Below are 16,243 nucleotides of genomic sequence, written 5' to 3' on the forward strand. Positions count from 1 at the left end.
GTGGGGCGCGTCCGCGGTTGCCTCGGTTGGGATCGGAGCCGCAAGCATGTGCTCACGTCGTATCAAGGCATCGATCTTCGGTGAGCCAACAATCGAGAATACGCGCCGATATTCAGCGAACGACCAATGAACGCTTCCATACCGTAGGACAATCGCTCGGAGCGCTACTCCTGCTTAGGGGATGACGGTGGCATGCCGCTGCGATCATCGCGGTCCGCTTATGCGGCAATAGGCGTATCTTGTACCGTATCCGTTCCAAGCAGCCAAGACCCAATCTTCATATTGATGCCGGCGAACGCAACCAGCACGAACTTGCCGTCGCCGTCCTTTACAACCTCGCCTGACAAACCGGCGCCGGGGCCCTCCGTAACCGTGACGGGCTGACCGATCGTGAACGCCTTCCGATGACCCATGCGAGCAGCGCGCTGGCCGCGCTCCTCGACGCGCCTTGCTTCAGCGATCTCTGCGTCGGCGATCGTCGGGATCGCGCCAAGGTAGCGGAAGACTGAGAAACTCGGATGTTCCGAGAACGGCTGTGCGGCGATCTGCGCAAGCTCATGCCGGCGGTCGGCACGGGCGAAGACAAACGTCGGCATGATCGGAGCTGCGTACTCAACGCGACCCCGGGCAGGGCCACGGCGCCGGGTCAGCGTTTGCACCGGACTCCATACGTCGAAGCCGGCCGCCTGAAGCGAGGCGACCAGCGGCAGCGTACGAGACGCTCCGGTTCGAAGAATGCACCAGTCATTTCCCCGGCTCATGAGTTCAGTCCTGCCTTTGTTCGAGAATGTCGCGGGGGGCGCACCGCTCGCCTGCCGATTTACGGCTCGTCGTGCGTTGACGGGTTCCAAACCACGGAGATCATCATGACCGACAAGAACGTGCCCGAGCCCGTCGACAATGTCAGCATCAAGTCGGGCGATGCCGATCGAACCGCTGACGGCTTCGGCAAAGGCAAGGGCTACTCCGGCGACGAATACGACAGCGCGGACCATGCGGCGGAACGCCACCTGCAGAACCGTGATGGTGCTCACAACGCAGGAGCCGACGAGCCTGCCGACGGTCGCGACATCCCGCCGGAAGCTGGCAAGCGCGCCTACATCGACAACAAAACCGGTGAAGTGCACGGTAGCGGATCGGGGGCCGGTGGTGGCAACCCCGGCGAGGATATCGATCTCGACACGTCGCGGAGCGGTCCCGAGGACTGACTTTCCAGTCTTTAAGTAATTGTAAGGATTGAAAAAGTAGATCAAAATTAAGCTAAAAGAGCGATTTCGATCAAGGATTTGGGGGAGCAGCGCATGCCAACGGACAGCAACAGCTCGAACAGCGACGAGCATCCGATCAACCGCTCTCCCTCCGACCAAGCTGATTATCTGAAAATGCTGGGACGCTGGGCCCGAGGAGATATCCCGGAGTCCGGCCCCAGCGGGGACGGCGAACGCCGAACCTCCGGCGACAACCCCTGAACACGATTTAGCGGCCAAGGTCACGCGTGCTCCTCCAGCTTGCGCTGGTCGGCTGGCGGACCCGGTATGGCCATTCGACGGTAGCGGTCTGCGGTTGACCGACTGGCCTCCCGGGCCTCGTCCTGCGCCGCAACCTTCGTTCGCAACCGTGCCTCAATCCACGAGACTGGCTCGGCCCGGCCGGCAGCGCTGAGCAACGCTGCGTTCGTCGCCTCTTCGCCGTGAGTGTTGAACCACTTGGCGATCAGCGCTCGTGCCGACTAGGCGGACAGTCCAGCCGCTCCCAGCAGCGCAACGCCAGCGTCGAACAACGCTTTTTTTTGGACCGATCGGCGACGGTACGGCGCCCGTTACGATAGTAACGGAATCTTTCTTCTGTCCCTCTTCCCGTCCCTTGGGAGGCTCAAGTACTCCCAAAGCAGTCCCTGGAGGATCGCTGTGGGAATGCTGTTGGTCATCTTTCTGGGATCCCCACCGTTTGCTGTTCCCCTTTTTGGAGCGTTCTCGATACGAAAGTTTCTTGGCCCACGCCTCGGTCGCTTTTGTCCCATTTAACGCCCTTCGGAGCAACCTCACTCGTTCCCACTTTAAAATCGATGAGACGGCTTCGCATTGGTTACGCAGGTCTGCCTCGCACCATGAGGACGCCTTCGAAGAGCTTGGCGACACGCTCGTTTGTCGGAACGGCCAAGGCAGCGATGATCGCGGCTTGGTTCAATCCACGCCCACCCGTTGCAGTTGCTCCGCCGGTTGCGACGAATTCCGACGTCGGCGCGGCGCCTGGTGTCGACGAGGCGGCATGGGCGTCATCGGGGGCCTGCGTAGCCTCGATCACGCGAAGGCTGTTGGCAGCGATGGCTGGGTCGACACGGATCTGGGGCATCTCCGGGGCCGGTATCTTGATCCGCGCCGAGAGCTTCTTCTCGGCATAGTAGCGGACCTTCTTTCCATAGGTCGCGTACATGCCTCGCCGGAAAACGATCAGATCGTCCTCCGGCAGCAACTCGACTTCCTGAGGGAGCATCAGCGGCCGGCGCTGATCGAAATCTGAAGTGGAGCCGCCCCCCGCCGCCCCATGTTCCCATCGAGCGCGAGCGCGCCTTGAACGTGTAGCTGCCGAGCTGGTCCGAAATCTTCTTCGCCTCTTCTTCAAGATCGGTTTGATGTTCATTGTTTGCTGAAGGACGGTCTGCCCGGTTTGTCCGGGAACCTGCGTGGTGTTGCTCCCCTCATTGGCAACCGCTCGACCGGCGATTTGCGAGGCATCTTCCAGCACCGAGATGACGAGCCCAACGCCGAAACGTGCCCAGAACTGGGTATCGACGCCGCCTGGCAACCCGGCCCGGCCAAGGCTGTCTGCTGCCGGCGACCTGCTGCACCGCGTTGGCGAGATGTCGTTCCCTCACCGGACCGGCCGCGGCGATGGGGCCAAGCATGCCGGATCGCCTGACCGGGGTGATGCGGGGTGGAAGCCGGAGCCGCGCAACTGTTACTGGCCGCCGCACGCCGAGGGCATGGACCCTGAGGACGGGGTGCGCTTCAAATCGCACGACTTTCGTTGAGCGATGGCGGAGCTCGCCCGCCACCAGCGTGTCGTCATCGCGCTATCGGTCCATATCCTTCGGAGCGGCGTTGCCCGCTGCTCGGACGCACGCGTGGACGGCGCGGAGGTTCGCTTGGCACTTCGGTGCCTGCTGCCGCACTGCCCGGAGCGTTGGCCGCTCGAATTGTATTGGGATGCAGCGCGCCAGGAGAATGAGATCGGCAGGGCACAGGGAGTGACCGCTGCGTTCAACGGCATTGTCCGTCAGCTACGCCGTGCAGGCCGATATGAGGAAGTGCTGGATCAGTGAGAACGATGCCGCCCGCATCGTGGACTGTGGCACCTCGAGGGTGGTGCCGGTCGGATGCTACGGGTCGATCGCGCTGACACTGCCATCTCCCCTAACCTAAGCCTCTACGTCGGCCGCAGTCAGCAAGATCGGGGGGCTCCCCCGCCGAGCCGCTTGACGAATTCGCGCCGTGTTATGCGGTGAATGTCGCTTTCAAACTCGATGAAGACCTCGAGGGCAGTTTCGGAATCGAGCGTATCGCGATCGGGATCGAGGAGCTGCGTCAGGGCCTCGCTGGTGATGAGGAACTCAACGACCCCTAAGTTGGTGGTACCCGTGAAACCGACGCTCGCGCGTTCGGCAACCCAGTAATAGTCCCCCCATCTCGAAACGGACGCTGGGATTGGCCATGCCGGCTTACTCCTTGGGTGAGCTGGAAGCAGGGGAGATGGTCCGCCAGGGCTGCAATGCCTTCACCGGCAAAGGTCGTGCTGGAGGCGCCATCGATCTGCACAGGATGCTCAACCGTAAGGACAGCCGCGGCTTGGTGCTCGGGGTCCAATTCGCGCCAGTCGCGAACCGCTCGCTCGAGGTTGGTGACCTCGGCGACGTCGCTATCGCCACGTGGGACGTTCTCGAGGGACGCGCTGATCCGCCAGTTGATTTCGGGGGGTCTTGGCGCTTTCACCCCAGGTCGCTTCCGTCATGATCGTCTACCTTCTCGCGTCTGGTTTCGGGCGCGATTTCGAATGTAGCCCGACAGGGCGCGTCCGTGCCAGTCCGAAGCCCACAATCCTCGATCTTCAAGGGCCGCGAGGGGCGACTGCGATGATATCGAGCTTGCGCAGGGCTTGTGCCATGCGTTTGGCATCGAGCAGCCCGATGCCATGTGCGCGAAAGGCGCTGGCGAGTTGTCGCTCGGTCAATGGCGCCGACACCTGATCGAGAACGGCAAGCGCTGCTGCGCGCACCTCAGGGGGTGCAGCCTTCAGGGCGTCTAGGGCTTTCATTCTGCCTCGTGAAGGTTGCTCGGTCCAATCGGTAGACCAACAACATAGCCCCACGCCATTTGACTTGCACGTACCACGCTCCGCGGTGCCGGCGACCTGAAGAACAAGCCGCCACGGCCGACGCTTTGTGTGAGATTACCGGTTCTGTCGATGCCGCCAAGCAGGCATTGCATCCACCCCTGTCGAACCCAGGCAATGCGCCTTGAACCGGCTATCTCGACTGGCGACATAAGGTCGTGTATAACGTACCGTATTGCCCTGATGGGCGCTTATATGAGACGCTAGATGCGATCGACTGTCGCTGACACCCTCCCGCCCCGCGTGCGGCGTAGCTTGTCGAAGCTGGGCGCCGATATCGCCCTGGCGCGCAAGAAGCGCAGCCTCACGGTGGTCATGATGGCCGAACGCATCGGTGTGGCCAAGAGCACATATCTCAAGCTGGAAAAAGGCGATCCGACCGTCGCATTGGGTACATACGCTATGACCTTCTTCGTTCTGGGTTTTGGCGAGAGCCTTGGAGAGATCCTCGATGCCAGGAACGACGAGCAGGGTCTGTTGCTCGACGTGGAGCGCATGCCGCAGCGCGTCCGCAGACCCAAACCGCCGGTTTCTCTGTGAGGCGGACGATCGGCATCCAGATCGGCGACGAAGCCCGCGGAGTCGGGTTGCTGCACTATAATCAGCAGGGAAGCCGCGAGAGCGCAGGCTTCGAATATGATGCCGGCTGGCTGGCCGAGCCCAACCGCTTCGCCCTCGAGCCCGCGCTGCCGCTCGTTGCCGGTCCACAATTCCACCGGAAGATCGGCGTTGGCTCTGTCTTCCACGCAGCGATTGCCGACACCGAGCCCGACGGATGGGGTAAGCGCGTCATCCAGCGAGACCATGCCAAGCGACGGCAGGACGCCCGCCGCCGCGGCGAGGAGGTCGACGCACGCGCTTTGAATGGACTCGATTATCTGTTGGCGGTCGACGACGTCAGCCGGGTCGGCGCGCTGCGTCTCGTCGACGAGCAAGGGACAGCGCAGCGCGCGACCGAAGATGGTCGCCGGACAACGCCACCGTTGATCGAGCTGGGTCATCTCCTGGCCGCTAGTCGGGCGGTCGAGACCAACACCGAAACCGCAGCCGATCTCGCCTATCTACGCGGTCGCGGCACTTCGCTCGGCGGACTCCGCCCGAAATGTACCGTCGTCGATAATGAGGGGCATCTTTCGATCGGCAAGTTTCCGAGCGTCGCCGACGAGCGCTCGGTGACGCGGGGGGGAGGTGCTGGCGATGCGGCTCGCTCGCCGCGCTGGAATCGACGCAGCCGACGCCCGACTGATCGACAGTGATGGTGACGCGATCGCGCTGATCCGACGGTTCGATCGACCCGCCGGGGGCGGGCGGCTCATGTACGTATCGGCAGCGACAATGATCGGTGCGGAGCCCGGCGATGCGCAGGAGCATGCCTATACCGAGATCGTCGATGCGCTTCGGGTAAATGGCAGCGCCCCCACGGCCGACATCGAGGAGCTATGGCGCAGGATCGCTTTCTCGATCCTGATCACCAACGTCGATGATCACCTAATGAACCATGGCTTCCTGCACGTCGATAGGGGACTGTGGCGGCTGGCGCCAGCGTTCGACATCAATCCGTTTCCGGAGAGGCTGCGCGAGTTGAAAACTTGGGTCTCGGAAGAGGTCGGCCCTGAAGCTACGATCGACGCTTTGATGTCCGTGCTACCTTACTTTCGCCTGACACAATCGCGCGCGAAGGAAATGCTGTCGCAAATTGAGCAGGCCGTCGCGGGTTGGCAGGACGAGGGACGTGCGCTTGGCATGACCGGCGCTGACCTTGATAGCTTCGCCGACGCTTTCGAGCATCGGGAGCGCGATGCTGCAAGAGCGGTAATGACGTGAGATACAGCAATGTTATAACAAGCCATATGCTATCGAGCTGAAGCGTATTGCCTGAATCTGGTGGAACTTGCGAAACGGGTCAGGAACGGGTGGCCACGTGAGCGATTGCCGTCCGAGGCATATCCGGATTAAGCGGTAACGCCTGGGATGTCGGTCGCCTGCGCCGCTGCCGCCATGAGATTGACGTCCGTCAAATCTCGGTGATCGATCCACCATTTGGCGTCAGTTACCTGAAGGCAAGCGTAACAGTTAGCGTCGCTGTCGGGATTGGTTAGCGCTGCCAGCCGCTTGGTTCTGATCGTCGACGCCCAGCTCATTTGCCGATCGGTGCCGGCAAGCGGGGGAAGATCGAGGTGGGAGATGGCAGCGCTGCTGAACGCTGCCGCAGCGGCTTCCTCTGCCTGCTGTTCCGCAACGAAGCAGTCTCGACAGGTAGTTGTCTCAAGCCATTTGGCTTTGCGTTCCTGTTGGCTGTCAAAACCGGTAAGATAATGACCCTGCTCATGACCGCAGGCGTGAATAATCCGCTGTTCCATGGCTGGGATGATGGCTGTTCGTGGTTTATGCGCAACGGCAATGAGTCAGGGTGAATCGGAATTGCGGCAAGTGGCTGACGATTGAACGGGACAAATGTCCGGCTCACTAAGCTGGCCCAACGCCGTCAGCGTTTACCAGATCTAGGCCAACCAATGTGCCGATGAGCCGTACGCGTTTTTCTACCAGATCTACGGGGGTGCGGTGCAGTTCCAGCTCGTAGCGCCCACCGACATCGCGGCGCAGATAGAAGGCCCCGCCATCGCGGACCAGAGTGCCTATCTCATTGATCCGGGTGCCAATCGCTACCATCGCTGCGTCGTCGCCTTATTATGATCGTGTAAAGTTGCGGGAGATTCTCCGCGTAACCGATGTGCCTCGGTGGGGCATAGGATTCTGCTACTCCGTTCCCGACGGGCGCTCAGAGACTGATATTCCGACGCGCCATGTCCGCGAACGCCATATCCCCGATTGGCGGGCGGGGCTCGGCTTTGAAGATGTCAGCCAAATCGAGCAGATCCTCGTTCGAAAGGTTCGCGATAGAGGCTTCGATTTTGGCAAGGCGCCGCACCGCGTGATCGTCGCGATCGGCGACCCGCTTCATTCTTGTCTTAAGCATGTGGTCTCCTATCATAAACGTCGTGGCGGAAGCAGGGGCATTAGAGCGGTTTCTGATCAGTCTGCATCGTAGCCAGCGGCAGCGAAGTAGTTCGAGCATGACTATCGATAAGAGCGCCTTCTTCGAAGCCACGAAGGCTCTGTGGCCCCAAATCGTGAGGGTATCTGACAACCCGAACGCCACTAACGAGATATATCAGGCGAACGAGAAGGCAGTTCCGCAGGGAGACGACTGGCCCTTTGGGCATTTCATCAGGCCTTGGGAGGGCTTGAAAAGCGAGCGCTGGCGAAGGGTCTGCCGCTTTATCCCCATGAGGTCGTCTTTGATGAGTTCGACACCCGGATGCGAGCCAACCTAAACGGCGCTGACTGCTGGTCGGACGAGCGAGCAGAATACGAGAGTAGCTGAACGGATGACCGTTCTCGGGCAACGGCAACGTTCCCCAGAAAGGGGAGAAAATGGGCGATTTTGACCGTTTGGCGTTCTCGCAGAGGATCGCAGACCGTGCGAAAACTCGCTGGGTGATTCCACAAGGTTGCTGACGGGCGTATGCTGTAATCATGGCATATATCGAGGGTCATGCGCGCGACCAGGCGCTGCTGCTGCCGGCATCGGTAGAGGATTATGTGGCAGCGGATAGTCCGGTTCGGTTCATAGACGCGTTCGTTGATGACCTCGATCTGGGCGAGGCCGGTTTTCATCGGTCGCGGCCGAAGGCGACGGGGCGCCCAGGCTATGACCCGGGCGACATGCTCAAGCTGTACCTGTACGGCTATCTCAACCGGGTGCGGTCGAGCCGACGGCTGGAAGCCGAGGCGGCACGCAACCTCGAGCTGATCTGGCTGCTGCGTGGGCTTCGGCCAGACTACAAGACCATCGCTGACTTTCGGCGCGACAACCGGAGCGCCTTCAAGGCAGTGTTCCGCGCCTTCGTCGTCCTATGCCGCAAGCTCGACCTGTTCGGGCGCGAGCTGCTGGCGGTGGACGGCACGCGGCTGAAGGCGGTGAACAACCCGGCACGCAACTTCTCCCGTGACAAGCTGGCCAGGTATATTGCCGCGGCCGACGAGCGGCTTGAGGGGTATATTGCCGAGATGGACGCCATCGACCGCGGCGAGGATGGCCATGCGCCTGGCCGCAGCGGGGCACTGGCCGCGAAGATCGCCAGGGTGCGCGAGCGGCGTCAGGCCCAGGAGGCGATGCTGCACGAGCTGAACGCCAGCGGCGAGAGCCAGATATCGCTAACCGACCCCGATGCGCGCGCGATGGTCACGGGTCGAAAGACCACGGTCGGCTACAACGCGCAGGTAGCGGTGGATGCGAAACACAAGCTGATCGTCGAGCAGCACGTTACCAACGCCGGCACCGACATGGGTCTGCTGGCACCCACTGCTGGGGCGGCGAAAGACGCGCTAGACGTCGAGCAGATCGATGTGGTCGCCGACATGGGTTATTACAAAGGCGAGGACATCGAAGCATGCGAGGCGAATGGTATCACACCCTTCGTCGCCCGGCCGAGACGGGGCAGCGCCATCGCCAATGGCCGTTTCTCTAAGGATCTCTTTCGTTACGATGCCGAGGCGGACGCGTACCACTGCCCGGGTGGCCGGACCCTCGACATCAGCTATCGCGCGGTGACGCGCGGCCACGCCAACATCCAATATTCCAACCCCGCCGCCTGTTCGGACTGCGCAATCAAGTTGAACTGTACCAGCAGTCGCTGGCGGCGCATCAACCGTTGGGAAAACGAGGCGGTGCTGGACCGCATGGCGGCGCGCTTGGTTGCGCGCCCTGATATTCTTGCCGTTCGCCGCGAGACGGTCGAACACCCGTTCGGCTCGATCAAGCAATGGATGAACCAGGGCGCATTCCTGATGCGCGGGCTGGAGAAGGTTCGCGCCGAGTTCAGTCTGACCGCGCTCGCCTACAATCTAAGAAGAGCCATTACCCTCATCGGCGTGCCGGGGTTGATCAGGGCCGTACAGGCCTGATCAAGCTCGCCAAATCTGCTGCGCAGCGCTCAATGGCTTCCCCTTGAAGCCACCACAGCGCCACCAGAGCGCCACCACGGCAGTAACTCAAAAATATTTGCGCCCAGCTCCACCGTTTAACAAAAGACGTCCGTGCTCATGTGACGGCGAGTTCTCGCACGGTCTGCGTGTAGTTTTGAGAATGGCAGGGTTGGTGGTTTACTCGATCCGCTATTGGTGCGAACCGCAGCAAGCCATTTTTCAGAATTGCTTGCGAAGGAAAAACTTTTTCTGACCAACGGGATGGTCGTCGAGGGTGCCGAATACCTCAAAGCCTAACTTCTCATAGAAACCGCGCGCCTGAAACTCGTAAGTGTCGAGCCAAATTCCTACGCAGCCGTTGGCACGCGCGATTTCCTCGGCCTGCTCCATGAGCGTCCTTCCATGGTTCTCGCCCCGATGCTCTTCCGGAACGGCAAGAAGGTCCACGAAAAGCCAGTCATACGCACATTTGCCCCATAGACCGCCGACGTGATTGCCAGCCTCATCGGCCAGCAAAATGGCGACGGGGTGAAAGCGAGGATCGCCTGCACGCGCCGTGTTGTAGGCGAGAAGTGGCTTAAGAACCGCCTCGCGGTCGGCATCCGACGGGTTGTTGGGAATGACAATGCTCAGGGTCATCATGTGATCATACGGTGCAGCCTTTGAACTTCAATGGCGGCTCGTGGGATCAGTTCGCGACGCGCTAAACAACCGTCATTGCGCGACAGCTACTGACCGACCTTTCCCGCAAACGATCGATTTTCGAGCACCTTTGTCGGGAGCGATGGACGGCCCCCGATGGTCTGCGTGCAGGCAAATTCGCGATTAGCTTTCAGTTTTGATTTCAGTTAGATTTTGTCATCACCGCAACTCCCAATGGCACGGCGGCGACTGAGAGACGCTGGAGCGCTCCCGCTTAGTGGGAGCTACGCTGTGGAAAAACGTGATCGTTTGGATGACCTTGTTCGGAATGAGCAAAAGGCGAGAGAACAGGCAGCAAGCTGTGAGGACGTTACCGCTCGTATCGCGCACTTAGGTCGCGCTGCGCTGTATGCCGGGATGATCAAGGCAATGAGGCTGTGATTGAGGGCGAGACGACCGCCCAGCACTTGGAACGGCTAATCGCTATAATCAGTGACGCTTTAGCGGTTGCTGACGATGGAATTCAGCCGCTGGTAGGAGCGCATCTCCACAGCGTGCTCAGAACGGCAACCGCATTGCGTGATATCCCCGATGGACCGTCTCGGTTCATCTGGAAACAACCACCCGGCAGGTTCATGTTGACGCAGGCTCTAGTGATCGGCCGGCAGGAGAGGTTTGTCCATCAAGATGGATCTCCCACATAATCAGGCCGTCTGCGTTTGTTACAGAGACGCTCCACGGGCGTGACCCCCAAAATATCTCTGGGACATCCTGCATCATTTGGCCGGCCGTTCTTATGCCTTCGGCCCGCGCTTCGATGTAACTGGGGAACTCTGTACCCTCGGTGTCAGTCACTCGGTGGTCGGTTTCGGTATGAAAAAAGAACAGCGCCATTCCCGTACTCCAAAGTCGTGCGCGTGAGCCTACCCGAGCAAAGGTCTGCGTACTTTGATCCAAGTCGGTAAGATGGCGGGGTGCGGATTCCGGGATCATCGCGCTCAGCATTCCGGGATAATCGCGATCAGCGTTCCGAGATGATGGCGATCAGCATTCCGACATCATCGCGATCAGTGTTCCGACATGATGGCGATCAGATGCGGGATGTTTTGGTGGTGTGATCCGGTCGTCGCAGGCTGCTTCTTTTTGAGGAGCAGCCAATGCCGACGGAGCGAATTGCGATGCGCAAGGTGCGCGAGATTTTGAGACTGACGTACGACGCCAAGCTGCCGTCTCGGGAGGTTGGGCGCCAGGTGGGCGTGGGCAGCACAGGCGTACGTGTGATGCTTCAGCGTTTCCGGGCATCGAAGCTGGAGTGGCCGTTGCCGGACGGGCTGACAGACACCGCGCTCGAAGCTGAGCTTTACGGTGTGGCGGCGACCAGAGGCGGGCAGCGCGATCGCCCCGAACCGGACTGGGCAGCCGTGAACCGCGAGCTGAAGCGCAAGCACGTCACCCTCCAGGTGCTGTGGGACGAATATATCGAGGTTCAGCCCGACGGTTACCGATATTCCCGGTTCTGCGAGCTTTACCGCGCCTGGGAGGGGACGGCTTCCAGTGACGATGCGGCAGACGCATCTGGGCGGCGACCGGATGTTCGTCGACTATGCTGGCGACACGGTGTCGGTGGTGGTCGACCGGCTGACCGGCGAGATCCGCGAGGCTCATCTTTTCGTGGCCGTGATGGGCGCCTCGAGCCTGTCGTTTGCGTGGCCGACCTGGACCGAGACCCTGCCAGACTGGACGGACGCGCACGTTAGAGCCTTTGACTTCTTTGGTGGCGCAGCTCGCCTTCTCATTCCCGACAATGCCAAGGTCGCGGTCATCAAGGCGTGCCTTTACGACCCGCAGGTGAACCGCACCTATGCCGAGCTCGCCGCGCACTACGGTACGGCGGTGCTCGCGGCGCGACCGTATCGGCCGCGAGATAAGGCCAAGGTCGAAGCCTGTGTCGGCATCGTCGAGCGCTGGCTGTTTGGGCGTCTTCGTAACCGGGTCTGGTACGGCCCTAGACGATCTACGCGCCGCCATAGCCGAGATGATGACCGCGTTGAACGCCCGCGTCATGCGCCGGTTCGGCCGGTCGCGGCATGAGCTGTTCGAGGAAATCGACCGCCCCTTGCTGAAGGCATTGCCGGCTGAGCCATACGTCCTGGCAGAGTGGCGCCGCTGCAAAGTTGGCATCGACTATCACGTCGAAGCGGCGAAGCATTCTACTCGGTGCCTTACCGCCATGCCCGGGCGCAGGTCGAGGTGCGGCTGACCGCGCGCACCGTCGAGATCTTCCTCAGGGGCGAGCGGGTCGCCTCCCACATGCGCGGCTCCGGCAACGGCCATCACACTACCATCAACGACCATATGCCCTCGAGCCATCGCCGCTACGGCGACTGGACGGTCGAGCGCCTGCTCGATGAAGCCGGACGGCTTGGCCCGTCGGTCAGAATGCTGTGCGAGATGATCCTGAGCGACCGGCCACATCCCGAGCAGGGCTACCGCTCGTGTCTCGGTATAGTGCGGCTGGCGCGCGCGTATGGCGCCGTCCGTGTCGACGCGGCTTCGCTACGCGCCCTCGAGATCGGCGCGCGCAAATACGGCGCCGTCAAATCCATCCTTGAGAAGAAGCTCGACGCAGACCCGCTCCATCGTCCCCGCTCGGCCGGAGAGGTGAGCGTCGACCACCCCAATATCCGCGGACCCAAATACTACCACTGAGGAGATAGCTCATGCTGATACATCCCACCCTCGACCAGCTGCAGGCGCTCGGCCTGCAAGGCATGGCCAAAGCCTTCACCGAACTCGACAAGCATGGCGGCACCGCCACGCTCAGCCATGCCGAGTGGCTGGCCCTGCTGCTCGACCGGGAAACCACCTGGCGGCACGACAAGAGGCTCAGCGCCCGCCTTCGATACGCCAAGTTGCGGCACCAGGCCGCACCTGAGGATGTCGACTACCGGAGCCCCCCGCGGTCTCGAGCGCCGGCTGTTCGAAACGCTGTTGAGCGGCGAGTGGATCGACGCGCACGACAATCTGGCGATCTGCGGCCCGACCGGTATCGGCAAAAGCTGGCTCGCGTGCGCCATCGGCCACAAGGCCTGCCGCGACAACCGCTCGGTCCTCTACGTGCGCTTCACGCGTCTGCTCGACGAGCTTGCCCTGGCACGCGGCGACGGCCGCATCGCCAACAGGCTCAAGAGCCTCGCCAGCGTCGAACTACTCATCCTGGACGACTGGGGTCTTCAGCCCCTGGATGCACAGGCCAGGCATGACCTGCTCGAGATCCTGGAAGATCGGTACGGCCGCAAGTCGACCATCGTGACCAGCCAGCTTCCGACCGCGTCGTGGCACCATGCCATCGGTGATTCCACCTATGCTGACGCCATCCTGGACCGCCTGCTTCACAACGCTCACCGCGTCGAACTCGAAGGTGACAGCCTGCGGCGCACCAAAGCATCCATCAGCGATTGACCCTACCTTACGAAACTGACACCAAATCCATGTCGACCGGGTGACCGCCACTGATCGCGATCATCTCGGAACGCTGCGCGCCATCATGTCGGAATGGCTGCGCGCGATCATCGAAATCCGCAGGCGGGGTGCGCGTTCGGGCAGTTCCATTTCGCCTATGCCAATATGTGCAGGGCTAATTGCTCCTACACGGCAACTCCGTTTACTTGAGGCGCGAGTACGAATGAGCCGTTCGGGATTGGCATCGATGTCTTGGTATCATCTCCGTGCATATATGCCGCACCAAAATCGCCAACCGCTGAAAGCGCCTTCCAATCCTCGATCTGGACTGCCCGCCTGTCCCTCGTAATAAGTCCGTCCTTACGGAGGGCCTGAAGCGTGCGATTAACGTGCACAGGGGTAAGCCCCGTCGCGTCGCCAATCTGCTCCTGCGTCATTGGCAGTTCGTAGCGGTTTCCTGTCATCAGTCCTGCTGACCTAAGGCGTACTGCAATTTCGCACAGAAGGTGTGCAACACGCGTTCTCGCGTCACGTCTGCCAATATTGGCGATCCACTCACGAAATATCGAGGCTTCAACCAGCGTTTCGAGCCACATTGCGCGGCCGATGGCAGGAAATGCAAAGGCGAGATCCTGTACCGCCCCCCGCTGCTACATATGCCACGTCGCCAGTGGTTAACATCTGAATGCTGTGATCTGCCACACCTAGGAAAGCGTGCTGAAGATCAAGCATATCGCCTGGTATGTGAATCGACAGGATTTGACGTCCGCCATTTCCGACGAGCTTACTCCTAAATGCAAAACCGGAAAGTAGGACGTAGCAATTCTTGGTAAGGTCCTGCTCGCGTATTATGTAAGAGCTGGGATGCAAGGTCTTTACGAAAAAGGGAAGGGCGTGAAATGCATCACGATCATTCTCTGATAGAGCTGCACGTTGTTCGAGTTTGCGCAAAGCTGGCGCAAGATACACCTTCGAGGACAGGGGCATAAATTTTCACCGTTGCGGTGATGCGCAACCCATGCGGGTAGGTATTTGCCTGCAATGCGCAGAGTAAATCACGTTATTTTGCAAGTCTCTGCGCTAGATCATAAGCCTTGATATTATCATGGCTTTGTTTGCTCAGAACATGTGTGCTGAATGAGCGGGTATTATCGAGTGCGGTGCGTTCTACCAACATGGCTATGCCGCGGCCGACAAGGCATGCGGTACGCTCCCAACGGATTGAGGACGCAATGAAAAATCCCTGGGCAATGAAAATGGAGCAATTTACGTCATTTACCGACGGAGAGCGCGCTCGCCTTGACGCCATCATCACATTCAAACAGCGTGTATTTCAGGCGCAAGAAGACGTGATCGCGGACGGGGCGCACTCGGAATACTGCCATGTTTTGCTGACGGGGCTGGCATGCCGGTACAAGCTACTGCCGGATGGCGAGCGCCAAATCATGGCATTTCTGGTCCCAGGAGACCTGTGCGATGCCGAGATATTCATCCTGAAAAGGATGGATCACGCAGTTGGCACGCTGACCCCGAGCACAACAGCCATGATCCACTCGAGTGAGATGAAAACGCTTTTGCGTGAAACCTCATCAATATCTGACGCTCTCTGGTGGGGGACGATGACGGACCTGGGGGTGCTCCGCGAGCGCATCATTGATCAGGGCCGGCGCGATTCCAGCGAACGGGTCGCTCATCTGCTGTACGAAATGCCGGTCCGCTACCGGGTAAGCGGAGCGACGAGCACCAACGCAATCGACTTCCCAATCACTCAGGCAGATCTTGCCGATGCTACCGGCATGACGGCCTCACACGTTAACCGCGTGTTGCAGCGCTTCCGTGAGGACGGCACAATCGAGCTTCGGAACAAGACGTTGACCGTAACCGATCCGGCACGCCTCAGATCGCTCGGGCAATTTAACCCTGCGTACCTGCACCTGGACAGGACTGAGGCGAATGACCCCGCCGTTGCGGGTCGCGTCGGCGATCTGATTTAGTCTGAAAACGCGTTAGGGAGCTATCGCGGGCGGCGGCGCCAATGTCTGAGGTGACCACGCCATGATCGTGGAAGGGTTCGTAACCGCGATCTGATGAGGCGAGGGATGTATCGGAGTGGTGTTGATCAAAGCCATGAAGTGCGCGCGGACGCCATCCGAAGCTTGATGTAGCAGCCGTCGTACCTGGGCATCGTATAGGCTAGTTTCTTCCCTCGCACGCCGGTGCACCATGTTCCACGTGCCAAACTCGTGGCTCGTGATGCGCTGGTCGGACAATACCGTCAGGTAGTAATGGCGGGTATCACGTTTGATCCGCTCGAAGCAGGCTTCAACGCTCACTCGAGGTCCTTCAAGAGCTTGAAGAAAGCGTTTCCCATCGGACCAGAGCAAACCGGTAATGCCGTCTATAGCGTTGTTATGACGCAACTAGTTCAGAATGCCAGAGAGGTCGGCCCCGTCACCTGGTACGCTGCTCAGGCTCACATAAACGATTTGTCGCATCGGATTGCCCTCCAATTCGAGAGCAGAGTTATCGCGTCGATTCTGATTGCGTCCTCGATCTGGATTATAAGTATCGCGCAAACATATGTGTCGTACCCACTTGCCAAGTTGACGTATTTGACAAGCAGGAAAATTGCCGCTCGAGGGTGAAGAAATTGGAAACGGCCATACTTATCAAACGACCGTTATCGGGACTTGGATCGCCGGCCTGAACGTCCGAGTGTGGGCGTTCTCGCCGATCACGCCCTTCTCGAGAAGGATCGTGA

19 protein-coding genes and 3 pseudogenes are annotated in these 16,243 nt (G+C 60.3%); 11 read left to right on the forward strand and 11 right to left on the reverse strand.

Features of this window, described 5'->3' with window-relative positions; genetic code table 11:
• Positions 1–218 precede the first annotated feature (218 nt).
• The gene (locus tag NHF48_RS02275) at positions 219–596 is read right to left on the reverse strand and encodes a hypothetical protein (RefSeq protein WP_253070070.1); all 378 of its coding nucleotides are present in this window, start codon (positions 594–596) and stop codon (positions 219–221) included.
• Between the two features lie 270 nt (positions 597–866).
• Here NHF48_RS02275 and NHF48_RS02280 point away from each other — a divergent pair, with 270 nt between their 5' ends.
• Complete coding sequence (locus tag NHF48_RS02280; RefSeq protein WP_156362102.1) at positions 867–1,208, forward strand: hypothetical protein; 342 nt, start codon at positions 867–869, stop codon at positions 1,206–1,208.
• Between the two features lie 877 nt (positions 1,209–2,085).
• On the opposite strand, the gene NHF48_RS02285 is transcribed toward NHF48_RS02280, so the two are convergent.
• Positions 2,086–2,472, reverse strand: a complete 387-nt coding sequence (locus NHF48_RS02285) for a hypothetical protein (RefSeq protein ID WP_263817010.1) — start codon at positions 2,470–2,472, stop codon at positions 2,086–2,088.
• Between the two features lie 198 nt (positions 2,473–2,670).
• Positions 2,671–2,805, reverse strand: a pseudogene (locus tag NHF48_RS02290) (type IV secretion system protein VirB10); the annotation flags it as partial.
• On the opposite strand from NHF48_RS02290, the gene NHF48_RS02295 reads away from it, so the two are divergent.
• Positions 2,750–3,031, forward strand: a complete 282-nt coding sequence (locus tag NHF48_RS02295; protein ID WP_253072519.1) for a hypothetical protein — start codon at positions 2,750–2,752, stop codon at positions 3,029–3,031. The pseudogene NHF48_RS02290 and the gene NHF48_RS02295 sit on opposite strands and share 56 nt — an antisense overlap.
• A 3-nt stretch (positions 3,032–3,034) precedes the next feature.
• The gene (locus tag NHF48_RS02300) at positions 3,035–3,322 is read left to right on the forward strand and encodes a hypothetical protein (protein WP_253070071.1); all 288 of its coding nucleotides are present in this window, start codon (positions 3,035–3,037) and stop codon (positions 3,320–3,322) included.
• A gap of 782 nt (positions 3,323–4,104) precedes the next feature.
• Here the strand turns inward: NHF48_RS02300 and NHF48_RS02305 are convergent.
• Entirely contained in the window at positions 4,105–4,311 is a 207-nt protein-coding gene (locus NHF48_RS02305) for a hypothetical protein (RefSeq protein WP_253070072.1), read from the reverse strand.
• Between the two features lie 333 nt (positions 4,312–4,644).
• Between NHF48_RS02305 and NHF48_RS02310 the strand changes: the two genes are divergently transcribed.
• The 4 genes from NHF48_RS02310 to NHF48_RS02325 all read left to right on the forward strand — a co-directional run bounded on the left by NHF48_RS02310 (position 4,645) and on the right by NHF48_RS02325 (position 6,803).
• Positions 4,645–4,929 carry a helix-turn-helix domain-containing protein gene (locus NHF48_RS02310; protein ID WP_253070073.1) on the forward strand — a complete coding sequence of 95 codons (285 nt, stop codon included), beginning with the start codon at positions 4,645–4,647 and terminating at the stop codon, positions 4,927–4,929.
• Entirely contained in the window at positions 4,926–5,645 is a 720-nt protein-coding gene (locus tag NHF48_RS02315; protein WP_253070074.1) for a hypothetical protein, read from the forward strand. Before NHF48_RS02310 ends, NHF48_RS02315 begins: the two co-directional genes overlap by 4 nt.
• Positions 5,587–6,213, forward strand: coding sequence for a type II toxin-antitoxin system HipA family toxin (locus NHF48_RS02320; RefSeq protein ID WP_253070075.1), 627 nt, complete (start codon positions 5,587–5,589; stop codon positions 6,211–6,213). The genes NHF48_RS02315 and NHF48_RS02320 overlap by 59 nt, the downstream gene beginning before the upstream one ends.
• Positions 6,214–6,530: 317 nt before the next feature.
• Positions 6,531–6,803 carry a hypothetical protein gene (locus NHF48_RS02325; protein ID WP_253070076.1) on the forward strand — a complete coding sequence of 91 codons (273 nt, stop codon included), beginning with the start codon at positions 6,531–6,533 and terminating at the stop codon, positions 6,801–6,803.
• Between the two features lie 52 nt (positions 6,804–6,855).
• On the opposite strand, the gene NHF48_RS02330 is transcribed toward NHF48_RS02325, so the two are convergent.
• Both NHF48_RS02330 and NHF48_RS02335 read right to left on the reverse strand, forming a co-directional pair.
• Positions 6,856–7,059, reverse strand: a complete 204-nt coding sequence (locus NHF48_RS02330; RefSeq protein ID WP_253070077.1) for a DUF5818 domain-containing protein — start codon at positions 7,057–7,059, stop codon at positions 6,856–6,858.
• 109 nt (positions 7,060–7,168) lie between these two features.
• Complete coding sequence (locus NHF48_RS02335; RefSeq protein ID WP_263816641.1) at positions 7,169–7,351, reverse strand: hypothetical protein; 183 nt, start codon at positions 7,349–7,351, stop codon at positions 7,169–7,171.
• Positions 7,352–7,926: 575 nt separating this feature from the next.
• Between NHF48_RS02335 and NHF48_RS02340 the strand changes: the two genes are divergently transcribed.
• Entirely contained in the window at positions 7,927–9,357 is a 1,431-nt protein-coding gene (locus NHF48_RS02340) for an IS1182 family transposase (RefSeq protein WP_253070079.1), read from the forward strand.
• Between the two features lie 240 nt (positions 9,358–9,597).
• Here NHF48_RS02340 and NHF48_RS02345 read toward each other — a convergent pair whose 3' ends face one another.
• Both NHF48_RS02345 and NHF48_RS25690 read right to left on the reverse strand, forming a co-directional pair.
• On the reverse strand, positions 9,598–10,017 hold the full coding sequence (locus tag NHF48_RS02345; RefSeq protein WP_253070080.1) for a GNAT family N-acetyltransferase: 420 nt from the start codon (positions 10,015–10,017) through the stop codon (positions 9,598–9,600).
• A gap of 636 nt (positions 10,018–10,653) precedes the next feature.
• Positions 10,654–11,025: a DUF6894 family protein gene (locus NHF48_RS25690; RefSeq protein ID WP_446741103.1), complete on the reverse strand. Its 372-nt coding sequence runs from the start codon at positions 11,023–11,025 to the stop codon at positions 10,654–10,656.
• 173 nt (positions 11,026–11,198) lie between these two features.
• On the opposite strand from NHF48_RS25690, the pseudogene istA reads away from it, so the two are divergent.
• Together istA and istB are read left to right on the forward strand one after the other, a co-directional pair.
• Positions 11,199–12,729, forward strand: a pseudogene (gene istA, locus NHF48_RS02350) (IS21 family transposase).
• Positions 12,730–12,740: 11 nt separating this feature from the next.
• Positions 12,741–13,482: pseudogene (istB, locus tag NHF48_RS02355) on the forward strand (IS21-like element helper ATPase IstB).
• Positions 13,483–13,667: 185 nt separating this feature from the next.
• On the opposite strand, the gene NHF48_RS25695 reads toward istB, so the two are convergent.
• Positions 13,668–14,078 carry a helix-turn-helix domain-containing protein gene (locus NHF48_RS25695; RefSeq protein WP_253070081.1) on the reverse strand — a complete coding sequence of 137 codons (411 nt, stop codon included), beginning with the start codon at positions 14,076–14,078 and terminating at the stop codon, positions 13,668–13,670.
• The gene (locus tag NHF48_RS25700; RefSeq protein ID WP_446741104.1) at positions 14,056–14,469 is read right to left on the reverse strand and encodes a cyclic nucleotide-binding domain-containing protein; all 414 of its coding nucleotides are present in this window, start codon (positions 14,467–14,469) and stop codon (positions 14,056–14,058) included. Before NHF48_RS25700 ends, NHF48_RS25695 begins: the two co-directional genes overlap by 23 nt.
• A 245-nt stretch (positions 14,470–14,714) precedes the next feature.
• Here NHF48_RS25700 and NHF48_RS02360 point away from each other — a divergent pair, with 245 nt between their 5' ends.
• A complete protein-coding gene (locus tag NHF48_RS02360) occupies positions 14,715–15,476 on the forward strand; it encodes a Crp/Fnr family transcriptional regulator (RefSeq protein ID WP_253070082.1) in 762 nt (253 codons plus the stop codon).
• Positions 15,477–15,488: 12 nt separating this feature from the next.
• Here the strand turns inward: NHF48_RS02360 and NHF48_RS02365 are convergent, their stop codons facing one another.
• Positions 15,489–15,902 (reverse strand): BLUF domain-containing protein, encoded by a 414-nt coding sequence (locus tag NHF48_RS02365; protein WP_263816642.1) that lies wholly within the window; start codon positions 15,900–15,902, stop codon positions 15,489–15,491.
• Positions 15,903–16,243 lie beyond the last annotated feature (341 nt).

Origin of the sequence: Sphingomonas sp. H160509 (genome assembly GCF_024124765.2) — a bacterium.
Lineage (GTDB): Bacteria > Pseudomonadota > Alphaproteobacteria > Sphingomonadales > Sphingomonadaceae > Sphingomonas.

What these genes read in the sequence shown, in the direction of transcription:
- NHF48_RS02275 (WP_253070070.1), bottom strand. Translation starts at nt 596, where the DNA reads ATGCCGACGTTTGTCTTCGCCCGTGCCGACCGCCGGCATGAGCTTGCG.
- NHF48_RS02280 (WP_156362102.1), top strand. Translation starts at nt 867, where the DNA reads ATGACCGACAAGAACGTGCCCGAGCCCGTCGACAATGTCAGCATCAAG.
- NHF48_RS02295 (WP_253072519.1), top strand. Translation starts at nt 2,750, where the DNA reads ATGACGAGCCCAACGCCGAAACGTGCCCAGAACTGGGTATCGACGCCG.
- NHF48_RS02300 (WP_253070071.1), top strand. Translation starts at nt 3,035, where the DNA reads ATGGCGGAGCTCGCCCGCCACCAGCGTGTCGTCATCGCGCTATCGGTC.
- NHF48_RS02305 (WP_253070072.1), bottom strand. Translation starts at nt 4,311, where the DNA reads ATGAAAGCCCTAGACGCCCTGAAGGCTGCACCCCCTGAGGTGCGCGCA.
- NHF48_RS02320 (WP_253070075.1), top strand. Translation starts at nt 5,587, where the DNA reads ATGCGGCTCGCTCGCCGCGCTGGAATCGACGCAGCCGACGCCCGACTG.
- NHF48_RS02330 (WP_253070077.1), bottom strand. Translation starts at nt 7,059, where the DNA reads ATGGTAGCGATTGGCACCCGGATCAATGAGATAGGCACTCTGGTCCGC.
- NHF48_RS02335 (WP_263816641.1), bottom strand. Translation starts at nt 7,351, where the DNA reads ATGAAGCGGGTCGCCGATCGCGACGATCACGCGGTGCGGCGCCTTGCC.
- NHF48_RS02340 (WP_253070079.1), top strand. Translation starts at nt 7,927, where the DNA reads ATGGCATATATCGAGGGTCATGCGCGCGACCAGGCGCTGCTGCTGCCG.
- NHF48_RS02345 (WP_253070080.1), bottom strand. Translation starts at nt 10,017, where the DNA reads ATGACCCTGAGCATTGTCATTCCCAACAACCCGTCGGATGCCGACCGC.
- NHF48_RS25690 (WP_446741103.1), bottom strand. Translation starts at nt 11,025, where the DNA reads ATGCTGAGCGCGATGATCCCGGAATCCGCACCCCGCCATCTTACCGAC.
- NHF48_RS25695 (WP_253070081.1), bottom strand. Translation starts at nt 14,078, where the DNA reads ATGTGGCTCGAAACGCTGGTTGAAGCCTCGATATTTCGTGAGTGGATC.
- NHF48_RS25700 (WP_446741104.1), bottom strand. Translation starts at nt 14,469, where the DNA reads ATGCCCCTGTCCTCGAAGGTGTATCTTGCGCCAGCTTTGCGCAAACTC.
- NHF48_RS02360 (WP_253070082.1), top strand. Translation starts at nt 14,715, where the DNA reads ATGAAAAATCCCTGGGCAATGAAAATGGAGCAATTTACGTCATTTACC.